Origin of the sequence: Nitrospirillum amazonense, from assembly GCF_007828045.1 — a bacterium.
Lineage (GTDB): Bacteria > Pseudomonadota > Alphaproteobacteria > Azospirillales > Azospirillaceae > Nitrospirillum > Nitrospirillum amazonense_C.
In genome coordinates this window covers 142,219-165,854 of the sequence record NZ_VITN01000004.1, presented here as the reverse complement: position 1 = coordinate 165,854, position 23,636 = coordinate 142,219, and the positions used below count along the sequence as shown (strand labels likewise).

At 69.2% G+C, this 23,636-nt stretch carries 25 protein-coding genes; 9 read left to right on the top strand and 16 right to left on the bottom strand.

What is annotated here, in order from left to right:
* Nucleotides 1-79: 79 nt before the first annotated feature.
* The 3 genes from fliE to flgB all read right to left on the bottom strand — a co-directional run bounded on the left by fliE (nucleotide 80) and on the right by flgB (nucleotide 1,301).
* Nucleotides 80-385: a flagellar hook-basal body complex protein FliE gene (gene fliE / locus FBZ89_RS08425; RefSeq protein WP_145749573.1), complete on the bottom strand. Its 306-nt coding sequence runs from the start codon at nucleotides 383-385 to the stop codon at nucleotides 80-82.
* 27 nt (nucleotides 386-412) lie between these two features.
* Nucleotides 413-823 carry a flagellar basal body rod protein FlgC gene (gene flgC, locus FBZ89_RS08420; protein WP_004272111.1) on the bottom strand — a complete coding sequence of 137 codons (411 nt, stop codon included), beginning with the start codon at nucleotides 821-823 and terminating at the stop codon, nucleotides 413-415.
* A 70-nt stretch (nucleotides 824-893) separates the two neighbouring features.
* Nucleotides 894-1,301 (bottom strand): flagellar basal body rod protein FlgB, encoded by a 408-nt coding sequence (gene flgB / locus FBZ89_RS08415; RefSeq protein ID WP_004272112.1) that lies wholly within the window; start codon nucleotides 1,299-1,301, stop codon nucleotides 894-896.
* A gap of 464 nt (nucleotides 1,302-1,765) precedes the next feature.
* Between flgB and FBZ89_RS08410 the strand changes: the two genes are divergently transcribed.
* The 7 genes from FBZ89_RS08410 (at nucleotide 1,766) to FBZ89_RS08380 (ending at nucleotide 5,236) form a co-directional block, all read left to right on the top strand.
* Entirely contained in the window at nucleotides 1,766-2,161 is a 396-nt protein-coding gene (locus tag FBZ89_RS08410) for an EscU/YscU/HrcU family type III secretion system export apparatus switch protein (RefSeq protein WP_145749572.1), read from the top strand.
* A complete protein-coding gene (locus tag FBZ89_RS30775) occupies nucleotides 2,158-2,490 on the top strand; it encodes a restriction endonuclease subunit S domain-containing protein (protein ID WP_186457259.1) in 333 nt (110 codons plus the stop codon). Before FBZ89_RS08410 ends, FBZ89_RS30775 begins: the two co-directional genes overlap by 4 nt.
* On the top strand, nucleotides 2,480-2,848 hold the full coding sequence (locus FBZ89_RS08400; protein ID WP_246172092.1) for a FliO/MopB family protein: 369 nt from the start codon (nucleotides 2,480-2,482) through the stop codon (nucleotides 2,846-2,848). Before FBZ89_RS30775 ends, FBZ89_RS08400 begins: the two co-directional genes overlap by 11 nt.
* Complete coding sequence (gene fliP / locus FBZ89_RS08395) at nucleotides 2,845-3,618, top strand: flagellar type III secretion system pore protein FliP (RefSeq protein WP_145749570.1); 774 nt, start codon at nucleotides 2,845-2,847, stop codon at nucleotides 3,616-3,618. Before FBZ89_RS08400 ends, fliP begins: the two co-directional genes overlap by 4 nt.
* A 141-nt stretch (nucleotides 3,619-3,759) precedes the next feature.
* Nucleotides 3,760-4,215 carry an STY0301 family protein gene (locus FBZ89_RS08390; RefSeq protein WP_145749569.1) on the top strand — a complete coding sequence of 152 codons (456 nt, stop codon included), beginning with the start codon at nucleotides 3,760-3,762 and terminating at the stop codon, nucleotides 4,213-4,215.
* A gap of 188 nt (nucleotides 4,216-4,403) precedes the next feature.
* Nucleotides 4,404-4,799 (top strand): BPSL0067 family protein, encoded by a 396-nt coding sequence (locus FBZ89_RS08385; RefSeq protein WP_246172091.1) that lies wholly within the window; start codon nucleotides 4,404-4,406, stop codon nucleotides 4,797-4,799.
* Nucleotides 4,800-4,804: 5 nt separating this feature from the next.
* On the top strand, nucleotides 4,805-5,236 hold the full coding sequence (locus FBZ89_RS08380; protein ID WP_145749568.1) for an STY0301 family protein: 432 nt from the start codon (nucleotides 4,805-4,807) through the stop codon (nucleotides 5,234-5,236).
* Nucleotides 5,237-5,251: 15 nt separating this feature from the next.
* Here the strand turns inward: FBZ89_RS08380 and FBZ89_RS08375 are convergent, their stop codons facing one another.
* From FBZ89_RS08375 to FBZ89_RS08315, 13 genes are all read right to left on the bottom strand, one after another.
* The gene (locus FBZ89_RS08375; protein ID WP_145749567.1) at nucleotides 5,252-8,785 is read right to left on the bottom strand and encodes a tetratricopeptide repeat protein; all 3,534 of its coding nucleotides are present in this window, start codon (nucleotides 8,783-8,785) and stop codon (nucleotides 5,252-5,254) included.
* Nucleotides 8,782-9,540 carry an OmpA/MotB family protein gene (locus tag FBZ89_RS08370; protein WP_145749566.1) on the bottom strand — a complete coding sequence of 253 codons (759 nt, stop codon included), beginning with the start codon at nucleotides 9,538-9,540 and terminating at the stop codon, nucleotides 8,782-8,784. The genes FBZ89_RS08375 and FBZ89_RS08370 overlap by 4 nt, the downstream gene beginning before the upstream one ends.
* Nucleotides 9,537-10,238 carry a flagellar motor protein MotB gene (locus FBZ89_RS08365; RefSeq protein WP_186457258.1) on the bottom strand — a complete coding sequence of 234 codons (702 nt, stop codon included), beginning with the start codon at nucleotides 10,236-10,238 and terminating at the stop codon, nucleotides 9,537-9,539. The genes FBZ89_RS08370 and FBZ89_RS08365 overlap by 4 nt, the downstream gene beginning before the upstream one ends.
* Before the next feature lie 50 nt (nucleotides 10,239-10,288).
* Nucleotides 10,289-10,951: a protein phosphatase CheZ gene (locus tag FBZ89_RS08360; protein ID WP_145749564.1), complete on the bottom strand. Its 663-nt coding sequence runs from the start codon at nucleotides 10,949-10,951 to the stop codon at nucleotides 10,289-10,291.
* 84 nt (nucleotides 10,952-11,035) lie between these two features.
* On the bottom strand, nucleotides 11,036-11,956 hold the full coding sequence (locus tag FBZ89_RS30770) for a MotE family protein (protein WP_186457257.1): 921 nt from the start codon (nucleotides 11,954-11,956) through the stop codon (nucleotides 11,036-11,038).
* On the bottom strand, nucleotides 11,953-12,900 hold the full coding sequence (locus FBZ89_RS08350; protein ID WP_145749563.1) for a DUF6468 domain-containing protein: 948 nt from the start codon (nucleotides 12,898-12,900) through the stop codon (nucleotides 11,953-11,955). Before FBZ89_RS08350 ends, FBZ89_RS30770 begins: the two co-directional genes overlap by 4 nt.
* Nucleotides 12,897-13,976, bottom strand: a complete 1,080-nt coding sequence (gene fliM / locus FBZ89_RS08345) for a flagellar motor switch protein FliM (protein WP_004271642.1) — start codon at nucleotides 13,974-13,976, stop codon at nucleotides 12,897-12,899. The genes FBZ89_RS08350 and fliM overlap by 4 nt, the downstream gene beginning before the upstream one ends.
* Nucleotides 13,977-14,216: 240 nt before the next feature.
* A complete protein-coding gene (locus FBZ89_RS08340; RefSeq protein WP_145609623.1) occupies nucleotides 14,217-14,753 on the bottom strand; it encodes a flagellar basal body-associated FliL family protein in 537 nt (178 codons plus the stop codon).
* A 156-nt stretch (nucleotides 14,754-14,909) separates the two neighbouring features.
* Nucleotides 14,910-15,302, bottom strand: a complete 393-nt coding sequence (locus FBZ89_RS08335) for a VOC family protein (protein WP_145749562.1) — start codon at nucleotides 15,300-15,302, stop codon at nucleotides 14,910-14,912.
* The gene (locus FBZ89_RS08330) at nucleotides 15,299-16,699 is read right to left on the bottom strand and encodes a flavin monoamine oxidase family protein (RefSeq protein ID WP_145749561.1); all 1,401 of its coding nucleotides are present in this window, start codon (nucleotides 16,697-16,699) and stop codon (nucleotides 15,299-15,301) included. The genes FBZ89_RS08335 and FBZ89_RS08330 overlap by 4 nt, the downstream gene beginning before the upstream one ends.
* Nucleotides 16,700-16,835: 136 nt before the next feature.
* Nucleotides 16,836-18,449 (bottom strand): peptide chain release factor 3, encoded by a 1,614-nt coding sequence (locus FBZ89_RS08325; protein WP_145749560.1) that lies wholly within the window; start codon nucleotides 18,447-18,449, stop codon nucleotides 16,836-16,838.
* 82 nt (nucleotides 18,450-18,531) lie between these two features.
* Complete coding sequence (locus FBZ89_RS08320) at nucleotides 18,532-20,229, bottom strand: DEAD/DEAH box helicase (protein WP_246172090.1); 1,698 nt, start codon at nucleotides 20,227-20,229, stop codon at nucleotides 18,532-18,534.
* Nucleotides 20,230-20,597: 368 nt separating this feature from the next.
* On the bottom strand, nucleotides 20,598-21,740 hold the full coding sequence (locus FBZ89_RS08315; RefSeq protein WP_145749559.1) for a serine hydrolase domain-containing protein: 1,143 nt from the start codon (nucleotides 21,738-21,740) through the stop codon (nucleotides 20,598-20,600).
* A gap of 88 nt (nucleotides 21,741-21,828) precedes the next feature.
* Here FBZ89_RS08315 and FBZ89_RS08310 point away from each other — a divergent pair, with 88 nt between their 5' ends.
* Both FBZ89_RS08310 and FBZ89_RS08305 read left to right on the top strand, forming a co-directional pair.
* Nucleotides 21,829-22,377, top strand: coding sequence for a MarR family winged helix-turn-helix transcriptional regulator (locus FBZ89_RS08310; protein ID WP_145749558.1), 549 nt, complete (start codon nucleotides 21,829-21,831; stop codon nucleotides 22,375-22,377).
* A 74-nt stretch (nucleotides 22,378-22,451) separates the two neighbouring features.
* Nucleotides 22,452-23,591 (top strand): hypothetical protein, encoded by a 1,140-nt coding sequence (locus FBZ89_RS08305; RefSeq protein ID WP_145749557.1) that lies wholly within the window; start codon nucleotides 22,452-22,454, stop codon nucleotides 23,589-23,591.
* The last annotated feature ends 45 nt before the right edge of the window (nucleotides 23,592-23,636 follow it).

Genomic DNA, 23,636 nt, shown 5'->3' with positions numbered 1-23,636 from the left:
GGGGCAGCTTGCCCCAGAACCATCCGCCCCACAAATGTGAAACAGGGCCAGCCCGGAGGATGCCCCTCCGGTACCGGCATCACATCGGCATGCGCATGATTTCCTGGTAGGCGGAGATGACCTTGTCGCGCACGGCGGTCACGGCCTGCAGCGTCACCTCGGCGTTGCTGACGGCGTTCACCACGTCGGTCAGGTCGGCCTTGCCCACCACGCCGGCGGCGGTCATGCGCTCGCCCTGGTGCATGGTGTCGATGGCGTCCACCGCCGCCTGCTTCATCAACTCGCCAAAGCTGGGGCCGCTGACGGGGGCCGCCATGCCGGGACCGGAGCCCTGGCGGGCGGTGTTGGCGTACGCCGCGATCGCGTTCGGAATGGGAATGGCCATCTTGGTAACTCAGCTCCGGTTCGCGGATCAGTTGCGCAGCAGGTCTATGGTCTTGGTCAGCATGGTCCGCGTGGCGTCGATGACGCCCAGGTTGGCCTCATACGACCGCTGGGCCTCGCGCATGTCCATCGATTCCACCAGGCCGTTGACGTTGGGCATCAGCACATAGCCCTCACTGTCGGCGCTGGGATGGCCGGGGTCGAACTTGCGCTGGAAGTCGCTGCGGTCGACGTCGACCTTCTTCACGTTGACGGTGTTGATGCCCAGCGCCTTGTCCAGGCTGTTGGCGAACAGCACCACCTTGCGGCGATAGGGCAGATCGCCCGGGCTGGCGGCCGTGCTGTCGGTGTTGGCCAGGTTCTCCGCGATGACGCGCAGGCGGGTGCCCTGCGCCTTCATGCCGGCGGTGGACAAGTTCAGCGCGTTCATCAAATCCATCGAAACCCTCGTCCGCAACCCTTTAAGAAGATACAAACCCAACCATCAAGAAGACGTTAACCAGAACCGCTCAGCCGGAGCCCTTGCCCAGGGCCATCTTCAGCATGCCGATCTGCTTGCGGTAAAGGTTGGTCAGCGCCTGGAAGTCGATGGCGTTCTGGCCGATCTTGGTCATCTGGTCCTCCAGCACCACGGCGTTGCCGGTGGGCGAGGTCTCATAGGCCGTGCGTTCCTTGGCGGAGCGGAAGCCGCCCGCCCCCGTGCTGCTGGCCGACAGGTGGGCCGGGTCGGTCGATACCAGGTCCAGGTGCCCGGCTTCGCGCAGCTGATGCTTGAAATCGAAAGGCACCAGGTCCTGCGCCTGGTAGTTCGGCGTGTCGGAGTTGGAGACGTTCTGCGCCAGGACCTCCTGGCGCTGGTTGTCCCAGGCCATCTTGTCCGACATCAGCTTGAAGATACCCAGCCTGTTCAGGTCCATGATCCGTACTCACCTACCCCATAAGGGTCAATCAGGGGGGCACCGTCCCCCAATGCGTCAAACCGCCAGGCCCAGGCACCTCTACCGCCATAGATGGGTCATATGCAATCTGCAAGCCATTGCCTGGAGAATCGCTCTAAACCAAATGGGATTCCAGCATTTTTTGCCGGCCCCCTACATCGCCCCCCTACATCGCCCCCCTGCATCGCCCCCGGACGCCGGTCCGCCATCCCTGCATTTTCCAACGGCGGCGGCAACCGGGCCATTTGCTTGCGTCCGGGCCATTTGCCGGGCCATTTGCGTTGAAGGGCCGGGAGTTATACCCTGGCCCCGTCCCTGCATGCGCCGCCCAGAGCCCCCATATGGCCGGCCGGCGCCGGTTTTCAATTCAACGAAGGACTCATCCGCCTTTGGCCCCCCCGACCTCCGGCCCGACGCCCCCTGGCCCGACGCCCCAAGATCCCATGGGCGACAGCGACAAGCCCCGCCGCCAAGTGGCCGTGGCCTTGCAGCACATGGCCGAGGGCCTGCCCCGCATCGTCGCCACCGGCCAGGGCGCCGTGGCCGAGCAGATCCTGGAACTGGCCTTCGCCAACGGCGTCAAGGTGCGGCAGGACGCGGACCTGGCGGAAATCCTGTCGGTCATCGACATCGATAGCGAAATTCCCATCGAGGCGCTGGCGGCGGTGGCGGAAATCCTGGCCCACGTCTACCGTGCCAACGGGCGCCTCAGCAGCGGCGTCCCGCTGGATGCCGCCGCTAGTCCACACGGCCCCAGCCCATATGGCTCCAATCCCCATGACCGGCCCCCCACGTCGCCGGGGCCCGGCACCACGTCCGGAACACCGCCGCTGAGATGACCACACCCCCTTCCCCCCAAGCGCATGCCTTGGCCATGGCCATGGACGACCTGCTGGCCATCCTGAACCGTACCGCCGACCTTGTCGCGGCGGGCGACGCGGTGGAATTTGCCGGCCTGGAGGATGAAGCCACTGCATTATGCAATGCAGTTGTCCAGCTACCGCCGCAGGAAGCACGATCCTTCCTGTCCCGGCTGGAGGCCGTGCTGGCCGCCCTGGAACGGCTGGAGGCGGTGGTGAGGAAAGCCAACGAGTTGACGCAGGGCAAGGCCACGGTGGGCCGGGCGGCGGCGGCCTACCGCCGGGCCGAAGATCCGGATGTCGGCTGACCCCATGGTCACCTCCGCCGCCTATTACGTCTACGCCGCCCTGATGCTGGGCCTGGTGCTGGGCTTCATCCTGGTCGCGGGCTGGCTGGTGCGCCGCTTCGGCGGCGGCGCCCTCTCGCGCCTGCCCGGCCGGACCCAGCGCCGCCTGGGCGTGGTGGAGGCCGTGGCCCTGGACCCGCGCCGCCGCCTGGTGCTGATCCGGCGCGATGGGGTGGAACATCTGCTGCTGCTGGGCGGCACCCAGGATCTGCACCTGGAGGGGCCCATCCCGCCGCCAGCGACGACCGCCCCCACCTTCCAGACCGTTCTGAACGAGGCCGCCGCGCCGACGGCGCCCGCCCCGGGGCCCCTATCATGAGCACGACCTCCAGCCGCCCCGCCCGCCTGTTCCGCTGGGGCGTGCCCGTCCTGGCCATTCTGCTGACCGTGGCGGCCTCGCTGCTGGCCGGCACCGCCTATGCGCAAAGCCTGAACCTGGACCTGGGCTCGCAAGGGGGCAGTTCCACCAGCCGCATCATCCAGCTGGTGGTGCTGATCAGCGTGTTGTCGGTGGCGCCCAGCATCCTGGTGATGATGACCAGCTTCGTGCGCATCATCATCGTGCTGGGCTTCCTGCGCTCCGCCCTGGGCACGCAGCAGGTACCGCCCAACCAGGTGATGCTGAGCCTGGCCCTGTTCCTCACCTTCTTCATCATGGCGCCCACCTTCCAGGCGGCCTACGACGCGGGCATCAAGCCCATGATCGATGAACAGGTGGATGAGCTGACGGGCCTGAAAAACGCCATCGTGCCCTTCCAGGACTTCATGCTGAAACACACGCGGGAACGCGACCTGCAGCTGTTCACCGACATCGCCAAGATCGACAAGGTGACGACCGCCAAGGACCTGCCCATCCAGGTGGTCATCCCGGCCTTCATGCTGTCGGAGCTGAAGCGCTCGTTCGAGATCGGCTTCCTGGTGTTCGTGCCCTTCCTGGTGATCGACATGGTGGTGTCGTCGGTGCTGCAATCCATGGGCATGATGATGCTGCCCCCGGCCATGATCTCCCTGCCATTCAAGATCATCTTCTTCGTGCTGGTGGACGGCTGGTACCTGATCGTCGGCAGCCTGGTCAAAAGCTTCGGGTAGCGCCTTTCCTTGATGCCGACGCAACAAAGTCGCAGGCGGGCCACCGCTGTTCGGCAGGCTGATCCCGCCTAGATCCGTATAAGGCACGGGCACCAACGCCTTGCCACACGACCCCAAGTTCACACGACCTGAGTGAGGAAAATGAAGAAGGTTCTGACCCGCGGTCTGCTGTCCCTGTTCGCCGTCACCGCCACCGCCGGGTTGGGGGCCGGCCAGGCCGCCGCCCAGGCCGGCCCGCAATGCCCCAAGACCCTGCCGGTCACCGAGACGGTCAAGGACGTGCCGGCCGGCTTCAAGGCGTATCAGGACGGCAACCCGCCCAAGGCGCCGGATGGCAGCGCCCTGCCCCTGCCGCTGGCCGCCATCCTGTTCTGGAACGGCGAACCCGGCGGCCAGCCGCCCCTGCCCCCGGCCGCCCAGTCGCGCACGGCGCTGACCTGGCAGTTCACGCCGGCCCAGGCGCAAAACCTGTGGATGGCCTGCGCCTATGACGCCACCGCCATCATGATCGCCAGCAAGATGCCCGCCACGGTCAAGACCTGCACCGTGACCCTATCGCCCGACGGCAACATGGCCGCCGGCCTGAACTGCCAGTAAGAGACGGCACGAGCCAAGGCGTTCGGCATCGGAAATATTCCATGCCGGATGCCCGCCTCGTTCCCTTACCAGACCACGCCAAAGGTTTAAGCCCAGGCGCCCGAAACCGTACTTAAGTGAAATGGCCCTGGTCGAAGACAGTGCTAATTCAAGGCGAGATTGCATGCTCTGGTTTAGGAACATGTTTCATGCCATACGTTTACGATGACGTGCTGTCACTCTTGACGCAGCCACCGAAGCCAAACGTCGGGACGGGGCAGTGTGTGGCTTTGATTGAGGCCTACACGTCGGTACCAAAGCCAGCGTCCGTCTTTTGGAAGGAAGGATCGGCTGTGCGGGGAAATACGTCCCTGAAAATGGGAACTGCCATCGCCACATTCGTGAATGGGAAATACCCCAGCCACAGCCACGGCAACCATGCCGCCTTTTACATCAGTCAGGATTCCACAGGCATCTGGGTCGTGGACCAATACTCCACCAGTCACGGCATCTTCAAACGCCACCTTTCCTTCAAAGGAAAGAATGAAGACGGCACCTATAAGAACCCGAGCAACAATGGCGACGCCTTTTCGGTGATCGAATGAGAAAAATGAAAACCCTCATTATTCTCGGGCCCCTTATGCTTCCGGTCGGAATCGCATCGGCAGCCGAAGTCGCGCCTCAATGTCCTAAGACATTCGCGGTGACGGAGACGCCAGCGTCTGTACCGGCAGGCTTCGCCGCCTATGCGGATGGCAACCCGCCGGTGGCCTTAAGCACCCAGCCTCTGGCACGCCCTTTAGCCGCCGTACGGTTCTCCGAAGGACCACCAACCGAGCAAGCGACTCTTGCCCCCGATGCCACAACCAAAACAAGCGCCAGCTGGAAATTCGAAACAACGCCAGACAAGAACATTTGGATGTCGTGCGCCTACCTCGCCACCGACGTCATCGTCGTAACCAAATTGCCAGCTGCCATTAAAAGCTGCCGCGTTACCTTGGATAAGGGTGGCAATCTGGTGGAAAGCGTCAGTTGCAGGTAATCCGAAGGCGTCCGCTCAGCGCCGCTGGCTAGTCGGTGCGGGCGGGGCCGCGGCGGGGGTGGAGGGCGCGGTCGATGCCGTCGGCGGCACGGCTCCAGCCGGCGGCGCGGATGGGGTGGCCGGCGGTGTTGCGGCGCTGGGCGCGCCTTCGCCGGCGGGCGCGGCGGCGGCCGGTGTTTCGCCCGGCACGACGGCCCCCTGGGTCTGGCGGGTGCGGTAGCTGTCCAGGAAGCTCTTGAACAGGTCGATTTCCTTGACCTGGTTCTGGATGGTGGCGGCGTCCAGCAGGCCGTTGGCCTCGGTCGGGCGGGTCATCACCTGGAACATGTTGGCGTCAGGCCCCTTGTCCATGGACGGGCCGAAGTCGGTGCGCAGCTTTTGCAGGCCTGGCAGATCCTGGGCCAGCGACAGGGCCACGGCCCGGTTCACCACCAGGCGCGAAATAGTGGGGTCGATCGGCTGGCCTGCGGCTGGCGGCGGGCCGATGACATCGGCCAGGGCCTGGGCCGCCAGCGGCCACTGCTTGGCATGCCAGGCGATGTCGATGCGCATCAGGTTGGCGGGGCGGGAGTTGTCCTGCTTCAACAGGGCCACCGCCTCCGGCCCCTTGTCGGTGCGTGACAGGGCGCGGGCGCGCAGCAGCCGGCGCTCCGCCGCCATGGTATCGGGAATGCCCGCCACCTCCGACTGATCCAGCGCGGCCAGGGCCTTGTCCGGCTGGTTGTTCAGCAGGCGGATGGCGGCCTCGCGCGTGCCGACCTGGGCCTTCTGCTCCCCTTGCAGGCGATACTGCACCTGGCGGTCCAGCAGCTCCGCCGCGCGGTCCAGCAGGTCCACGTCGACCAGCCGTTCCGCCAGCACGCGGATGACCGTGTCCCCGTCCGGGCCCGGGGGCGTCAGTTCCTTGTACTGCTCATACAGCGACAGGGCCTCTAGCGGCGGCATCTTGTCGGCGCCGTTGCGCACGAACAGGCCGGTGAAGGTGTCCGTCATCTGCTTGGTGATCAGCGGCGCCTCGGGGCTGTTGGGGAACAGGGTGATGGCGCGCTTCATGGTGTCGAAGGCCTGGGGGAAGTTGCCGGCCTTGATGTGCAGGTCGGCCAGGCGGCGCAGGATGTGCAGTTCCAGGTCGTCGCCCGTCCAGGCGAAGCGCATCTTCTCCATCTGCTCCGCCGCCTTGGCGGGGGTCAGCTTGCCGGCGGCCAGTTCCTCGTCCACCAGGGCCATGCGGGCCTTGGTGCGGTACAGGCGGTCCGTCCCCTCCGTCGCGGCGCGGTAGGAGTCGATGGCCTTCTCATGGTCGCCCGCCAGGCGTGCCGCCTCGCCGCGCAGATAGTTGATGGCGGTCTCGGCGGGGCCCTTGTTGGCGCCGCGCTTCACCAGCCGGTCCAGCAGGGTGTTGGCCGTATCCACGTCGCCCTTGGCCAGCGCCGCCTCCGTGGCGGCCAGGCTGAAGCGCGTGTTGAACGGCTCAGGATATGTCCGCAGCAGTTCCCGGCGGCTCTGGAACAGGCGATAGGCGGTGTCGTCATCACCGGTGGTATGGGCGGCGTAGGCGCGCCACAGGGCCACGTCAGGCTCATTCTGCAGGGCCGGGGCCGTCAGGTCATCCAGGCCGCCCTTGGCATCGCCCGTCAGGATGCGGGCGGTGCCACGCACGGCGGCGAACTCCGCCCGCTTCTCCAAATCCGGCTGGTCCTTGCGCGCCATCTCCAGCAGGCCCAGCGCTTCCTGACCGAAGCCGTTGCCGGCGTAGAAGCGAGCCAGATCCAGGCGCAGCTTGGGCCTATCGTCCGGCGGGGCCTTGACGATCTCATTCATCACGTGCTCGCGGCCGGCCACGAAGCCGTTGGGGTCCACCTTGGCCCAGCGCTGGAAGTCGAAGAAGCGGTCCGGCTCCACCACCGGCGGCGGCGGGGCGGCGGTGGCGACATCGGTGGAGGGGGAGAGGCGCAGGCCGCCCGGCACGGTCAGCTCAACGCCCTCCTTGGCCGGCTGCACCAGCAAGCGCTCATCGATGGGGCGGATGACCACGCCCTGGGCCGTGGGCAGGAACTGCGCCTCGGCATAGCGCAGCGGCGCCGGCATCAGCTGCGGTGCCGGGCTCATGGGAACGACCTTCAGCGTGTCGCCCACCACCGGGTCGGAAAAGGTGAAAACCTTCACCGGCTTGGGCGTCTTCACCACCAGGCGTGGGCCCAGGGCGAAATCGGGGTCGGTCGCCACCGGCACGCCCGCCGGCGCGCCCTCCGCCGGGGTGGCTGGGGCGTGGTCGAAGGTGATGCGATAGCCGGTGGCGCCCTCGCTCGTCACCTTGGGCTCCAACACGGCGGGCGCCGGCAGGCGGAAGCCGGTGCCGCCGGTGAAGGCCACCGGCTCCACCTGCCCCAGCACGGCGGGCTGGTTGGCCGGTTGCGTGGGCGCGGTGGTGGGCGGCACCGCGCGGTCGAACAGCACGTACAGCCAGCCGGCCCGCGCGAACACCGCCACCGCCGAGGGCTGGCCGGGATCGAACACCAGGGTGGGCGGTGGCGCCGGCGGGGCGTCCGCCCCGGGCTGGGCCGCCGCCTCGGGAGTCGCCGGTGCCACCTCGGTCGCCGGCGATCCAGGCGGATGGGCCGTCGGCGCGGGCGCGGCATGCCCATTGGCCGGAACGGGCTTGGCTTCAGGCGCCTTGGCCTCGACAGCCTTTGTTTCAGGCGGCTTCGCCTCGGAAGCTTTGGCGGGGGCCCCCGCCTGCGCCGCCGCCTTGGTGGCGGATTCTTTCGCGGCGGCGTCCTTGGTGGCCTGCTGCTGTTGCTGGATCAGGTACAGCGGCTGGCCTTCCTTGACCGCGCGCGGGTCGGCCGGCGGCGCCGTCACCGAGGGCGGGGCGCCATTAGCCGCGGAGGCGGTCGCAGGGGCCGCCGGGGGGGCCGCGGATGGCTGGGCGTTGGCCTGGGTGGGCGCGGCAGCGGACGCCGGCGGAGGCGCCTTGGCGGCAGGTGCCGGCGTTGTCTTCTCGGATGCGGACGCCGGGGGCGCCCCCGCCGGCGTCAAGGTGGTGGTGCTGGCCGGGGCCGGCGGCGCGCCGGGCTTACCGTCGCCCACGTCGATGACGACCTTGTCGCCGGAACGGGACTGTTCCACCGTCGCGTTGGCGGGAATGGTCAGGGCAATGGTCAGGCCGGGGCCACCCGCCACCGCCTCCACCCCCGAAATGCGGGGGGAGCGGGCCTTGCGGGCGGCGCCAAGGTCGGCCTTGGCCAGCTTGTCGAAATGGATCAGCAGCTTGGCGCCGTCGCGCTCCAGCGTCGACTTGACCGGTCCCGCCCAGTCGAACACCAGGCGGCTGCGGCCGGGATGCTCACCGGCGCGCACCGCCACGGTGGGCAGGGCGGCGGGCACCTCCGCCGGCTGTGCAGTCGCGGGTTGGGGGGGCGCCTGTGATGCGCTGGCGGCGGGCGGCGTCTCCTTCGTCTCCTGGCGGGCGGCCAGGGCGGGCGTCGCCGCCAGCGCCAGGGCAGCGCTCATCAGCAGTGAGCGGAAAAGCGGGGCGTAAGCAGTCATGACGGGGGCTTGCCGTCCCGGGCGGCGTATTCACGGATGACGATGTCGATGCGGCGGTCGGCCGTGGCCCGGTCGGCGTCGGTCGCGGCGCCCGGGGCGGCCGGACCGGCGCCGTCGGCCTGGCCGCGCACGGTGATGGGCTCGGCATAGCCCGCGCGCGCCAAAGCCAGGGCGATGGTGCGGCCGCGCGCCAGCGACAGTTCCCACATGGAGGGATAGGCGGCGTTGGCGACGGCGCTGGGGGCGACGGCGCCGGAGGCGATGGGGCCAGGATCGGTATGGCCCACCACCTCCACCGCGTTGGCGACGTTGCTGACCACCCCGCCCAGCGCGAACAGGATGGCGGACCCGGCGGAGGACAGGGTGGTGGCCCCGGGGGCGAACAGCACCTCCTCCGGCAGGGCGGCCACCAGGCGGTCGCCCTGGTGGATGACGCGGACGGCCGCCAAGGCCGGGTCGCTGGAGAGCTGGCGTTCCATCACCCGGCCCAGATAGCCCAGGTCGGTGGCCTTGCCCCGGTCCAGGTTGCCGTTGCCGTGCTGCTCGGTGGGGGAACCACCGAAGATGGCCTGCAACACCTGGTCCCGCCGCGCGTCGGGGGCCGTCATGCCGTATAGCATGACGAAGAAGGACAGCATCAGGCAGACGAAATCGGTGAAGGAGATCAGCCAGATGCGTTTGGGCGCCTGGACCTTGGGCGCCAGCGACGGCAGGAAGCCCGGGATGGGCGGCGGCAGGGCGTCGGGTTCGCTCACGGCCGCACCTCCGCCCCGGGGGGCGCCGCAGGCGTCACCGGAACCGCCGGCAGGCCGGCATGCGGCAGCCGGGCGCGGAACAGGAAGCGCACCGTGTCCGCCCTGCCCTTCTCCACCCCCACGGTCATGGCGCGCGGGGCCACGCCGGCGGCGGCCAGGGTGCGGGCCATGGCGCCGGCCTGGAACACGGGCAGGCTGGCGCCGGGGTTGCCGCCGTCGCCCACCAGGAACTCCAGATCGATCTCCAGCCCGGTCTCCTCGTCCGGGCGCACGGCCTCCGCCATCTGGTGCCAGACGCCCTCGCGGCCGGGCAGGACGGTGACGATGGTGCCGCCCCCCTCCGCCGCCGACGTGGCGAACAGGCTGGATGTGGGCATGGTCGCGGCCAGGGTGCCGCCCTTGCCGCCCTGGTCGATGACAGCGTCGGGCATCACGGCCACCAGGCGGCGGCCCACGGCGCCCAGACGCTCATCCGCGCGGGCCAGGGCGGCCTGCGCCGCCGGCCCCTGGGTCAGGGTGACGCCGAACGCGTCCTGCACGGCCTGCACGACGGCGTCGAACTTGCGGTTCTCGAAGGTGGACAGCGAGGTCAGCAGGATGAAGAACGCCAGCAGCAGGAAAAATACCGACAGGTAGAGGACGAAGACCCCGCCCTCTTCCTGGGCGATCTTCCGCCCCCCCGACACCAGCCCCGCCATGGGCCGGTTCCTGGACGCCCCAACCGTCATGCCCGTCGTCCTTGGGGATATCAGTCGAAACTCGCCAGCAGGCGGTCGATCTCATCCTGGTCGATGGCCCGGCCGGGCAGCTGGGGCCCATGCAGCAGGAAGTCGTCATCGGACGTGCCGCCGGCCGGCGTGTCGGCGGCGGGCGGGCCGTCGGGGTGGCGGCGCTGCACGTCCTCGCCGAAGGCGACCAGCATGGCCTCCACCTTGGCCTCGATATGCTTCAGCGCCTTCACCACCTTGGTGATGCGCTGGCCGGTGATGTCCTGGAAGTTGCAGGCCTCATAGATGCCGGTGGTGATGTCCATCATCTTGGACGACACCTCCGGCGTCACATCGCCGGCCATGCCCATCAGCTGGTCGCAGGCGTCCATGATGCGGTTGGTGGCATCCTCCGTGGCGCCCACCACGGCGTCCAGCTCATCCGTGGCGCGGGGAATGTGCTCCGCGTGGATGTCGCTGGGCTGCAGCGCCGCGATTTCCTTCTTGGCGTTGTGGATGAAACGGGCCAGGCCCTCCAGCTCGCCATAAAGCTTGATGTCGTGCTGGGTCACGTCGCCGCCCATGGAGGCGACGACGGTGGAGACGATCTGGGCAACCTCTTCCCGCGACAGCGGCTGGCGGGCCTGGGAGCGGGCGGCATCCAGCCGGTCCTGAAGGATCGGGTCGGCGGCGGGGCGGATCATGGCGGCTCTCGTCTCGTCAAATGGCGCCGGTTATCGGGCCTGGTGGCGGCTGGGTTGGGGTTTGGTGCGGTTTCGGGCACGCGCTCATTGCGGCACGCTGGGCAGTCGCTTGCGGTCGGCCAGCATGGTGGTCACCTGCTCCGCCCGCTTGGGTGTCATGGCGGCCAGCACCGGGGCCGCCTTGGCCTCCTTCATGCGGCTGATCACGTTCAGCAGCACCTTGTCGTCCATGGCCTCGAAGATGCGGGCGGCCTCAGCCGGCTTCATTGTCTCGTAAATCTTCACCAGGCTGTCCAGCTGCTGCGCCTGGTCGGCGTTGACCTGATTGACCAGGCCGTCCAGCTGTTTCTTCAGCGCCTGCATCTCCGCCAGCTTCTGGTCCAGCCGCTGGGTCGCCACCTGCAGCATGGCCTCACGCTGGTCCAGGTCGCGCTCGCGGCTGTCCAGGGCCTCGCGCCGTTCCGCCAGGCGCTGCAGCAGCTCCACGTCCTTGGGCGTGAAGGTCTGGCCGTCGGTGGGGCTGCCCGACGGCTCGGGCTTGCCACCCTCCGCCTTGGCATCCCCTTTGGCGGCGCCCTCGGCAGGCTTAGCGGCCGGGGCCTCCGCCGGCTTCGCCGGGGCGGGGGTAGTCTGGCCTGAGGGCGCTTGGCTGGCGGGCTTCTCCGGGGCTGGGCTCTGCGCCTTGGCGGCCGGCACGTCGGGCGGGGCGGCGCCCACGGTCAGCGTCCACCACATATCCCCCGCCCGCGCGCCCAGCAGCAGCACGGCGGCGAAGATGGTAGCCGGCAGCAGGCGCACACGCAGGCGGCGGCGCAGCGGAACCTTGGGTGTCTCGTTCTTTTTGGTCGCGCGGCCCTTGCCGGCCGCTGCGCGCGTGCCCGCAGGAGCCGGGCGCTGGGTCCGGGGCGCCTGGGGGGCAACGGCCTTGGGGACGGCCCCGGTGGGGGCGGCCCCAGGGGCTGCCGTGAGTCGGCCTTGCCGGGGAGCCGAAGGTTCAGCCGTCATTGACGCATGTTCTCCAAGGCCTGGAGCAATTCACGCTCCGCCCGTGAGCGGGCCTCGGGCTGGCCGGCGCCACTCTGGGAGCCACCACCCGGACCACCGGCACCGACATCACCACCGGAGACGGCGGCACCGGGCGCCGGCAGGCGCGCGGGCGCGGCGCGGGGCGTGGGCCGGCCTTCGTCCAGGCTGGCATCGTTGCCATATCGATCCCCGGACCGCTCAGGTCGGGGCGCGCGTTCTGGCGTCCGCGCCCCATTCAAAGGGTCGGTCGCCGGGCGCTCGCCCGCCAGCCGCTCCGCCATCTGGCGTTCGGCGATCAAGCGTTCCGCCGCCATGCGCTCCGCCAACTGCCGTTCGGCGGCGGAGCGTTCCTGGCCGCCACCCGCCGCGCTCCCGCCGCGCTCCCCCTCCAGCCGGGCCGGCAGGGAGCGTGGGTCGGGACGAATGCCGGCGCCACCACGCGGCGCCTCGGACCGGTGGCCATTGACGCCACCACCTGCCAGGCCGGCCATGCCGCCGCTGGCGACACTGCCGCGCAAGGCTTCCGCCCGAGGGAGGTCGCGGGGCTCGGGCCGGCTGTCGCGCGCCGGCTCCGGTGGCGCGGCGTTGGCGCGGGCGCGTCCGGCGGCGCCCTCAAGGCGCGCGGCCAGGGCGTCGGCCGCCTGGGTCATCTGTTCCAGCTCTTCGCGCATCTTGTCGGCGCGGCCGATCAGGTATTGCAGCGCCTCGCCGGACTCGGCGGCGGCCTTGCGCATGCCCTTCACGCCGGCGTCGGCCTGGGCGGTGGCCTCGCTGAATTCCCGCACCAGGGCCTCCATCTCGCCCCGGCTGTCGCGCAGCTGGGCGATCTGGCGGTTCAGGCGCAAGGCGTAAACGATGGTGGCGACCAACAGGCCGCCGACCACCACATCCAAGGCCAGGGAAAGCAGGATGGTCAGGCTCATGTCGGCGCGGTCTCCGGCTTGGGCGCCTCGCGGTCGATGCGGACCGCGATGTTGCCGCCCTTGCGCCCCATGCGGCCCAGGAACATGGGCACGTCGCCGCACCGCAGCTCGATGGTGTCGTCCGGCGCAACGTTCAGCAGCACACGCGACCCCACCTTCCAGTTCAGCACGTCGTAGAGCGACAGCGTGATTTCATCCAGCACCGCCGACAGGTGCACGTCGGTCATCCACAGCTCGCTGGCCAAGTGGGTTTCCCAGATACTGTCGCGGCCGAACTTTTCACCCATGAACATCTGCAGCAGCAGTTCGCGCACGGGTTCCAGGGTGGCATAGGGGATCAGCAGTTCCAGACGGCCGCCGCGATCCTCCATGTCGATACGCAGCTTTACCAGCACGGCGGCGTTGGCCTGGCGGGCGATGGTGGCGAAGCGCGGGTTGGTTTCCAGCCGGTCGAAGCGGAAGGTGACGGGCGACAGGGGGTCGAAGGCCGCCGACAGGTCGGACAGCACCACATGCACCATGCGCTCCACCAGGTTGCGCTCGATGGTGGTGTAGGGCCGCCCCTCGATGCGCATGGCCGCCGTGCCGCGCCGGCCGCCCAGCAGCACATCGACGATGGAGTAGATCAGCGCCGAATCGATGACCATCAGGCCGTAGTTGTCCCACTCCTCCGCCTTGCAGACGGCCAGCATGGCGGGCAGCGGAATGGAATTGAGATAATCGCCGAAACGGACCGAGGAGATCTGGTCCAGGCTGACTTCCACGTTGTCGGAGGTGAAGTTGCGGAGCGAGGTCGACATCATGCGGACCAGGCGGTCGAAGACCACCTCCAGCATGGGCAGGCGTTCGTAGTTGACCAGCGCCGAGTTGACCAGCGCCATGATGCCGGAATTGTCGCCGTCGCCGGCGCCATCCTTGTCGAAGCCCAGCAGGCTGTCGATTTCGTCCTGGTTCAGGACGCGCGTCGCCCCGCCGCCCATGTCGCCGAAGCCACTGTCGCCGGCGCCCTCGTCCGCCAAGGCCGCCCATTCGGCGGCCATGCGTTCCTCTTCACTCAGCTCCTGCGGATCCGGCATCGGTCAGCGCTCCAGCGTCCAAAACGCGCATGCGGGGCCCCGGCCCCCATAACGGCCCCAGAGGAACCACCCATCAGGAAACCGGGCGGGGCGCCAAATGTTCAGAAACATGCACGTACCAGGCCATTCTACGTTCAGCGGGGCGGCAATATCCATGCCAACAAGCAGGCGCCCCAACCATCCAAACCCCAACCCCAACCACCCAAACGATGACAGGGCCGTTTAAGGCCCCGCCTCATCTCACTGTGATTGTACCAGAATTTCCTCAAACAGCACGTCCCTCACCCGCACCGGGGCGGCGGCCGCGTTCACCCGCTGCAGCAACTCCTCGCGCAGGCGGTAAATGCCGGCCGATCCCTTCAGATCGTCCAGCCGCAGCTCGCGCAAATAGGTCTGGAAGGTATCGACGATGCGCGGCGTGGCCAGGGTCAGCTTGGGCCTGTCCTCTTCCTTATAGATCTCCAGCTGGATCTTCAGCTTCAGGAAGGCCGGGCGGCGCTCATTGGTCTGCAGGTTGATCAGCAATTCGCCCAGCGGGAAGAACACCGGAGGCGCCTTGGGATCGAACGCCTCCTCCGCGGCGGCGGGCTTTTCCTCCACCTCCTCCGCCTTCTTCTTGCCCAGCAGTCCGTCCAGCAGGCCGCTGAAGATCAAGCCGCCGGCGATGAGTGCTATGAGCAGCAGCGGCACCACCACGAACATGACGATCTTCTTGCCGCTGAACTTCTTTCGCGGCAGTTCCTGTTCGCCCCCACCATCCGTTTCGATGGCCGTCATGCTACCCCGCAACGCTCGTGCACCGGGCCCCGTTCGAACACCGTCCGGGTAGGGCCCACCGTCCCGCCCCGGTCCGGGGCAGGTTCATATAATCATGAAGGCGTTAACCCTTCCTTTCAACAAAATCGGGGGAAGGGTCCCCGTCCCGCCCACCCGTCAGCCGCGGGGACGGCCGAAAAACAGGGTGTAGCCGTCGGGATCCCTGAGTTCAAAGCCACGCAGGCCATCGCCCGTGTCTTGCAAAGGCACGGAAAAGACGACGCCGCGCGCCTGGAATTCAACGGCCAGGGCATCCGGTTCGTCGGTGTTGACGTACGAGTCCCATCGCGCGTCCGCGGCGCGGGCGGGATTGGGCAGCGGCGCCACCCCCACCGACTTCAGGAACAGCATCGCGCCGTCGCGCGCGACGATGGCGAAGAAGGGCGCCTCCTCCGGCGCGAGATGCGTGACGGTGAAGCCCAGCGCATCGCGGTAGAAGGCGGCCGACACCTCCACGTCGCGCACGATGAAGAACGGCGCCAGCCCGTTCAGGACGGCCCGCCCGGTCATGACGGCAGGGCCAGCACGCGCTGGGCGGCGGCCACCCCCGTCTCATAGGCGCCCGGCAACCAGCCGGGCCAGGTGAGAGAACAGGCCTCACCGGCGAAGCACAGCCGGTCGCCCACGGGTTCCGACAGGATGCGGCGCGCCTCGGCATGGCCCGGCTTGGCCGCGGTCATGGCGCCCAGGGAATAGGGGTCGGCGCCCCAGCGGCTGACGTGCCAGGCGGTGGCCTGCCGGCGGGTGAGCGATCCGAAGACGTCGGCCACGGCGTCGCGCACCAGGTCCACCGCCTCCTGGTCCTTGGCCGCTTCCAGCTGGCGGGCCAGGTCGCCGCCCACCGTGGCGATGGCCAATTCCCGGCCGAAGGGCCGCAGGCACAGATCCAGCACACGGCCGTCGCCGCGCACCTGGTCCAGGGCGGTGAAGGGGTCGCAATCCAGGCTGTCGGGCTTGTAGCCCAGGGCGATGCGGTTGACGAAGCCGGTGGTCAGGCCGTCGAAGGCGGTGCGCACCCCCTCCGGCAAGGGCGGGTCGAAGGTGACGCCGCCCGAGGCCAGCACCGATATGGGCACGGTGATGATGGCGGCATCGGCGCTGACCACGCCTTTGGGCGTGGTGACCCGCACGCCGCTGCCCGACCAGTCGATGCGGCTGACGGGGCTGGACAGGATGATCTTGACGTCACGCGCCATGTCCTTGGCCAGGCTGGCGACGGCGGTGCCGATGCCGCGCGGGAACCACAGCGCCGCCTCCGCGTCCGGGCGGCGCGCGGCGTCCAGGCTGGACAGGTCCTTCAGCTCGACACCGAAGTCCAGCGGCCCCACCAGGGCGGTCGCCAGCTGGCCCAGGTTCCCCAGGTCGGGCACCAGGTCGGCGGCCGAGCGATCCATCTGGGCGCGGCCTGCGTCCTTCACCGCCCGCTCCAGCCGGTCGATGGCGTCGGCGGCCGCCGCATCGGTGTCGGCGTCGGCCTCCTTGGTGTCGAAGAACAGCAGGTCGTCGGCGCCGTCGTCCGGCACGGTTTCCATGCCGCGCTCATCCAGCAGGCGACGCAGGGGGTTGTCGGCCGTGGCCTCCAGCGAGCCGCAGCCGATATCGTAGGGGAAGCCAAAGGGCTTGGACTCCGTCCAGGCCCTGCCGCCCGCGCGGGCGCGGGCCTCCAGCACGGTGACCTCAGCCCCGGCCTGGCGCAGGACGCCGGCGGCGGCCAGCCCGGCCAGCCCCGCCCCGATCACCACGACCGTGCGGCCGGGACGGATGGGTGCGGGACGGCTGGCCACCGCCCCCGCCAAGCCGGGCAAGCCCCCCGTCAGCAAGGGCGCCAGCGCCAAGCCGCCAACCAGGCCGCGCCGCGACAGCCCAGCACCCGCCAAGAAACCCGGTGATCGGGAAGAACCCGACATGTCACGCCTTCCGACTTACCATCTTCGGCAGGTATGATACCGCCCGGGACGCGACCCTGTCACCGCGCCATCCGGCGGATGCGCCATTTCGTCCTTTCAGGATAAGGGCTTCGTCCTCAAGCGCAGGGCGCCGCCATTAGCCCAGGGCGGAGGTGGTGACGGCGCGGCTCTGCTCACGCGTCTTCTGGAAGCGGATCTTGGGATAATCCTCCTGGGCGCGGTTCAACTGCCAGCCGTTACGCGCCAGGAAGACCAGGGCCCCGTCGTGATCCTCCGCCAGGGCGGAGCGGTTGCTGTCCAGGAAGGACTTCAGCACCACCGGGTCATCGCACTCGATCCAGCGGGCCGAATCATAGCCGCACGATTCGAACTTGGCCTTGATGTCGTATTCGGCATCGATGCGGGCGGCCAGCACCTCGAACTGCAGCGGGCCGACCACGCCCACCACCCAGTCGGCGCCGATCAGCGGCTTGAACACCTGGCTGGCGCCCTCCTCCGCGAAGTGCTCCAGCGCCTTGCGCAGGTGCTTCATCTTCATGGGGTCGTCCAGCTTCACGCGCTGCAGCAGTTCGGGCGCGAAGCTGGGCACACCGGTGTAGCGCAGATCCTCCCCCTCGGTCAGCGTGTCGCCGATGCGCAGGGTGCCGTGGTTGGGAATGCCGATGATGTCGCCGGGGTAGGCGTCCTCGGCCAGTTCCCGGTCCCGCGCCAGGAACAGCACGGCGTTGTTCACCGCCAGCAGCTTGCCCGAGCGCATGTGCTTCAGCTTCACGCCCCGGCGGAAATGGCCGGAGCACAGACGGAAGAAGGCGATGCGGTCGCGGTGGTTGGGGTCCATGTTGGCCTGGACCTTGAACACGAAGCCGGTGACCTTGGGCTCCTCCGGCTGCACCGTGCGGCTGTCGGCCTGCTGCGGCCGGGGCGACGGCGCATAGGCCGCCAGGCCCAGCAGCAGTTCGCGCACGCCGAAGTTATTGATGGCGCTGCCGAAGAACACCGGGGTCTGGTGGCCTTCGCGATAGGTTTCCAGGTCGAAGGGCGGGCACAGCTCCCGCACCATGGCCACGTCCTCGCGCAGCTTGGCCACCTGGTCGGCCGGCAGCAATTCATCCAGCTTGGGATCGTCCAGGCCGTCGCACTGGATGCCCTCGCTGGCGATGTCGCCCTGGCGGCGGTCCAGCAGGACCAGCCGGTCGCGGATCAGGTCATAGCAGCCCCGGAAGTCCGGGCCTGAGCCGATGGGCCAGGAACCGGGCGTCACCTCCAGCTGCAGGTCGCGTTCCACCTCGTCCATCAGGTCGAAGGGGTCGCGGGCCTCGCGGTCCATCTTGTTGACGAAGGTGATGATGGGCACGTTGCGCAGGCGGCAGACTTCGAACAGCTTGCGGGTCTGGGCCTCGATGCCCTTGGCGGCGTCGATGACCATGACCGCGCTGTCGACAGCCGTCAGCGTGCGGTAGGTGTCTTCGGAGAAGTCTTCGTGGCCCGGCGTGTCCACCAGGTTGAAGGTGCGGTCGGCATAGTCGAAGTTCATCACCGACGCGGTGACGGAGATGCCGCGCTCCCGCTCCACCTTCATCCAATCCGACCGGGCGCGCCGCTGCTCGCCACGCGCCTTCACCGCACCCGCCATCTGGATGGCGCCGCCGAACAGCAGCAGCTTTTCCGTCAGCGTGGTCTTGCCGGCGTCGGGGTGCGCGATGATGGCGAACGTCCGACGGTTATGGACTTCCTGGGGGAGCGCGCTCATGGGACCAAACGTAAGGCTGAAGTCTTAAAAGGCGAAAACGGGGCCGTCCGGTGCTGGACGGCCCCGTCATCAAACGCGGGACTTAATTGGCGGAAGAACGCGGGCGGCGCAAGCCCCCCGTCCCGCCGTCACTCTGCACCCGGGCCGGGCGCGGGCCGTTGCCGTGCTTGCGGGCCCCGTCGCGGGCCGGCTTGGCACCGTCCAGCGGGTGGAAGCCGCCGCCATTGCCGCCACCGTGACCGGCGCCATGGGCGCGGGCCGGACGATCCTGGCGGTGCTGGCCATCGGGACGGGGATGACCGTCACGGGGGCCGCCGAACTTCTTGAAGCCGCCTTCCGGGCGATCGCCGCGCTCACCGCGCGGGCCTTCGCCGCGCGGACCGTCGGCACGGAAGCCACCTTCCGGCTTGGCACCACCGAAGCCGTTGCCCTGCTTGAAGCCACCCTGCTTGAAGCCGCCGCCGGGACCGCCGAACGACTTGCGCGGACGGCCGCCGGGGGCGCCACCGGGACCGCCGGCCGGACGCTTGGGCATCTCACGCGGCTCCAGGCCCGGGATGACATGTTCCACGGCGCGGGTCTGGGTGTAGCCCTCGATGCCGCGCACCAGGCCCCACTCATGACGGGTGTACAGGCTGAAGGCATTGCCGGTGTTGCCGGCGCGGCCGGTGCGGCCGATGCGGTGCACGTAATCCTCGGCCTGACGCGGCAGGTCGAAGTTGATGACGTGGGTCACGTCCGGCACGTCGATGCCACGGGCGGCCACATCGGTGGCCACCAGCAGGCGGACGCGGCCGTTGCGCAGGGCCTGGACGGTGCGGTTACGCTCCTGCTGGCGCATGTCGCCATGCAGCGGCGCGGCGGCGTAACCCATCTCCGACAGGCTGTCGGCCAGGCGGTCGGCGTCGCGCTTGGTGGCGGCGAAGACGATGCCCTTGTTCATGGACGGGTCGGCCACCAGGTGGGCCAGCAGCTTTTCCTTGTGCTCCAGGCCATCGGCCCGCAGGAAGCGCTGCTCGATGGCGCTGACGTTGACGCTGCCGCCGGCGACGTCAACACGCTCCGGGTTCTTCAGCAGGTTGCCGGCCAGGCGCACCATGGCCTTGTCCACCGTGGCGGTGAACAGCAGGGTCTGGCGGTTCGCCGGGCAGGCGTTGGCGATCATCTCCACGGGCTCCAGGAAGCCCATGTCCAGCATGCGGTCGGCCTCGTCCAGCACCAGCATCTCGACGGTGGAGAGGTCCAGGCGGCCGCGCTCCAGATGGTCGATCAGGCGGCCGGGGGTGGCGACCACCAGGTCGACCCGGCGGCGCAGCATCTCCAGCTGCTGGCGGTAGGGCATGCCGCCCAGGATGGCCAGGGTGTGGATGCGGCTGTACTTGGAATAGCCACGAACGGCGTCCATCACCTGGGTCGCCAGTTCACGCGTGGGGGTCAGCACCAGCAGGCGGGGCCCGAAGGTCTGCAGGCCCTCGGCGCTCAGCGGGCGCGGGGTGGTCGCCATGCGGTGCAGCGCCGGCAGCACGAAGGCCGCGGTCTTGCCGGTACCGGTGTTGGCGGAGGCGATCAGGTCGCGACCTTCCAGGGCGACGGGGATGGCCCGCTCCTGGATGGGGGTGGGGAACTTGTAGCCGACCTCTTCCAGCGCCTTGGTCAGGGCGGAGGCCAGACCAAGGTCGGCAAAGGTGGTGCGGCCGTCGTCAACGCCCTGGGCGTCGTCGGCGATATCCAGAATTTCGGTTTCGATGATTTCGTTCTCGACGGAAGCGGGCAAATCCAAGGGACTTTCCTTCACGGTATAAAACGGCGCCGCGCCCCTCCCGCCCGGGAAAGGCACGCGAACAAACAAGCCGGCGCCGCGCCAGCCGAACAAACGGCGGGCGGCACCAGCCAACGAAAGAGCGGCGCAACGTCGGAACGTGTGGAAAGCCGGACCATTCCGGCAGACACAACCCCGAAAGAAGCGGGGCTATGGAAGCAGCGCTGGCGTCGCCCCCTGGAAAGCGGGGACGACCATAACCATGCGCCAGGGGGCCCCTCGGCCACTCAGGCGAGGCGGACCATACGGGGGCGGCTGGCAAAAGCCAAGGATTCCGTGACATGCCGCAACGCAACGCAGCGTGGCGCCAGACGCACAGGGTCGCCCCCTTACAAATCGGGACCATCCCGCAGCAGCCGAGCCGCGACCTGCTTTACCGCCGCCTTGGCGGCGTCCGTGGCGGTGGCGTTGGTCAGGATGGTCACGCCCTGTCGCCGCTCGGGGTCGAGGTAGGCCACGGTGAAGATGCCCTCCGCCCCGCCCCAATGCTCCCACCGGTCCACGCCATCCAGCGGACCCACCATCCAGCCCAGGCCCTGGCCGCTCAGCCAGGTGGGCAGGTTGGGCGCCGGTTGGCGCGTCAGCATCTGGCCCATCATACCGGCGGGCAGGACGCGCACGCCCTCCGCCGCGCCATCGTCAGCGCAGGCGGCGATGTAGCGGGTGAAGTCGGCGACGGAGGATTGCAGCATGCCGGCCGACCAGTCGGGGAAGCCCATGGTGGCAACGGGCTTACCGTCCTCATACGGCGTGGCGGCCAGGGCGGGCGGCACCTCGCCCAAGGTCCAATAGCTGTGGCGCAGGCCCAAGGGTGCCATCAGAAACTGGCGTATGGCCATGCGGGCATCGAAACCGCCGACGCGGCCGGCGACATAACCCAGCAGGGCGAAGCCGACATTGGAATAGTCCCAGGCCTCCCCCGGTGCCGCCGCGGCGTAGCAGCCGTTCGCATCATAATAAGTGCCGCCCGGCACCAGATAGCCCACCAGCATGTCGCGCAGCGCCAGCGGCGTGTCGCCGCCCCGGTGCCGGAAATCCACCGCGTAGTACTTCTCATCCGAAATGCCGGAGGTATGGGTCAACAGGTGGCGCAGTGTGATGGCCGCGTCCGGGTGGTGCGGGTTCACGACGGGAAAGTCGAGATGGGTGGCCACCGAGTCATCGAGGGTCAGGCGCCCCTGCCCCGCCAGGCGCAGGATGGCCGCCGCCGTGATGGTCTTGGTGATGGAGGCGATGGCGAACACCGTGTCCGGCGTGACCGTCCGCCGGATGGCCAGGTCGGCGTAGCCATAGCCGCGCACGAACCGAACCCGCCCGTCGCGGGCATAGCCCACCGCCGCCCCCGGAATGCCGGCCTGGGCCAAGGTGGTGCGGATGTCGTGGTCCAGGTGGGCGGGGACTTGGGCCCATGCCGGGCGGGCCAGCAGGGCCCCCGCCCCAGCGGCGATCACATGACGGCGCGTCAGTTCCATATCGTCTCCTACCCCTGATCCTGGACATTCCGGTCCGGCCCCTCTATAATCAGTAGGTGCCTACATATCTGTCAAGGGACCTGTCGCCATGCCCCCATCCAATGAGATCACACCGCCGGAGGATTATTCCCGCCGCCTGGGGGGGGCGGCGCTGGGTGCGCGCCTGCGGCGCCTGTCGGAAACGATAGACGGCGACGCCACCCGCACCTACGACACCCTGGGCGTCACGTTCGAGCAGCGCTGGTTCGGCGTGCTGAACCAGCTGGTGCTGAACGGCCCGCTGACGGTGGGGGAGTTGGCCAGCCGCCTGCGCATCACCCACGTCTCCGTCAGCCAGACGCGCGCCTCGCTGGAGAAGGCCGGCCTGGCCCAGACCACCGCCGATCCGGACGACGCGCGCCGCCGGCGCCTGGCCCTGACCCCGGCGGGGGTGGCGCTGGTGGACACGCTGCGCCCCCTGTGGCGGGCGCTGGAGGCGGCCGCGCTGGAACTGGATGCCGAGGCGCAGGCCGTGACCGCGGCCCTAGACCGGCTGGAGGACGCGCTGGCCCGCCGCAGTCTCTACCAAAGGGTCTTGGACCACCTGGGGGATGATCACCCGGGTGACGGGCCTGGCTGGGTGATGGGCCCCGGGTGACGGAATGGCATAAGGCATAGACGGGCCCCTTCGCCCTTGCGCCGGCCGGCCCCCGTCGTCCATGGTCCGCCGCCATGAAACGCCGCCCCTCCCTCCCCCGACGGCCCGTACAGCCCGCGTTGCTGCTGGGGCCCTTGCTGCTGGCCCGGGGCGGCCAGGGCGACCGCTGGCGCGTCAGCGCCGTGATCGTCACGGACGGCGAGGATGAGCCGCCGGACCTGGCGGTCGGGGGCGTGGGCCTGCCCGTGCCGCCCCGCTGGCTGGGCAAACTGCCCGAGGGCAAGGGCGTCGCCTGGCGTTACGACTTCGCCGTACCCCGGGGCGCGCAGGACGGGCGGGCCGACTATGGCTTCCTGGACCTCGGCACGCCCTGGTCGTTCGCCGTGCCCGGTATGGCGGTGCCGCCGCGCGTGGCGCTGGCCGATGTTGGCGGCGACGCCCTGCTTGCCTCTTCATCCCCTGGTTCATCCCCTGGCGCTTCGGCCTCTGGCCCTTCCGCCTGGTCGGCCCTGCTGTCCCGCCATCGCATACAGCCCTTCCACCTGTTGGTGCTCAGTGGCCTGGTGCCGCGCGGCCTGGCCCCGGACGGCACGCTGGCCGGCCCCGCCCAGGCGGAACGCCGCGCCCTGATGGCCAGCGTCCCCCACCTGGCGGCCTGGACCGGCCCGGGAACACACCATGGCAAGGCGGCCGGGCCCCGCGCCCTGCACCGCCTGCTGGCCCAAGGGCTGGGGGTGGAGGACAAGGCGGAGAACGCCTGGGCCGGCGCGAACGATCTGGTGCAGGGCCTGACGCTGAACCGCCTGGGCGTGCTGGCGCTGGATGCCGCCGCCGCCCCGGACATGCTGGCGGAGCGGCTGGACCGGTTGCGCGGCTGTCGCGCGGCCTTGGTGCTGACTCGCGGCCCCCGCGCGCCCATCACCGGCTGGCGCGCACACCTGGCCCGCTTGCGTCCCGGCGGCGGCGACAGCCTGGGATCAGCGCTGGACCACTTCCGCGATGCCGCCGCCATGGACATCGTGCATCTGCGTCCCGGCGCGCCGCCAACGGCGGGGGAATCCTGCCGCCTGCTGCCCACCCTGGCTACGGACGCCCGCTGGCTGGAGGCGCGGCTGGGCGCCCGGGGCCTGGAACTGACGGCGCAAGAGGCGCGGCCGGCCGTCCTGCCGACAGGCCTTCCGGATAACGGCTCCAATACCGGCGGCGGCCGGTAGAAATCGCGGACCACGCCTGCGCCCATGCCGGTTGACCCCGGTGGC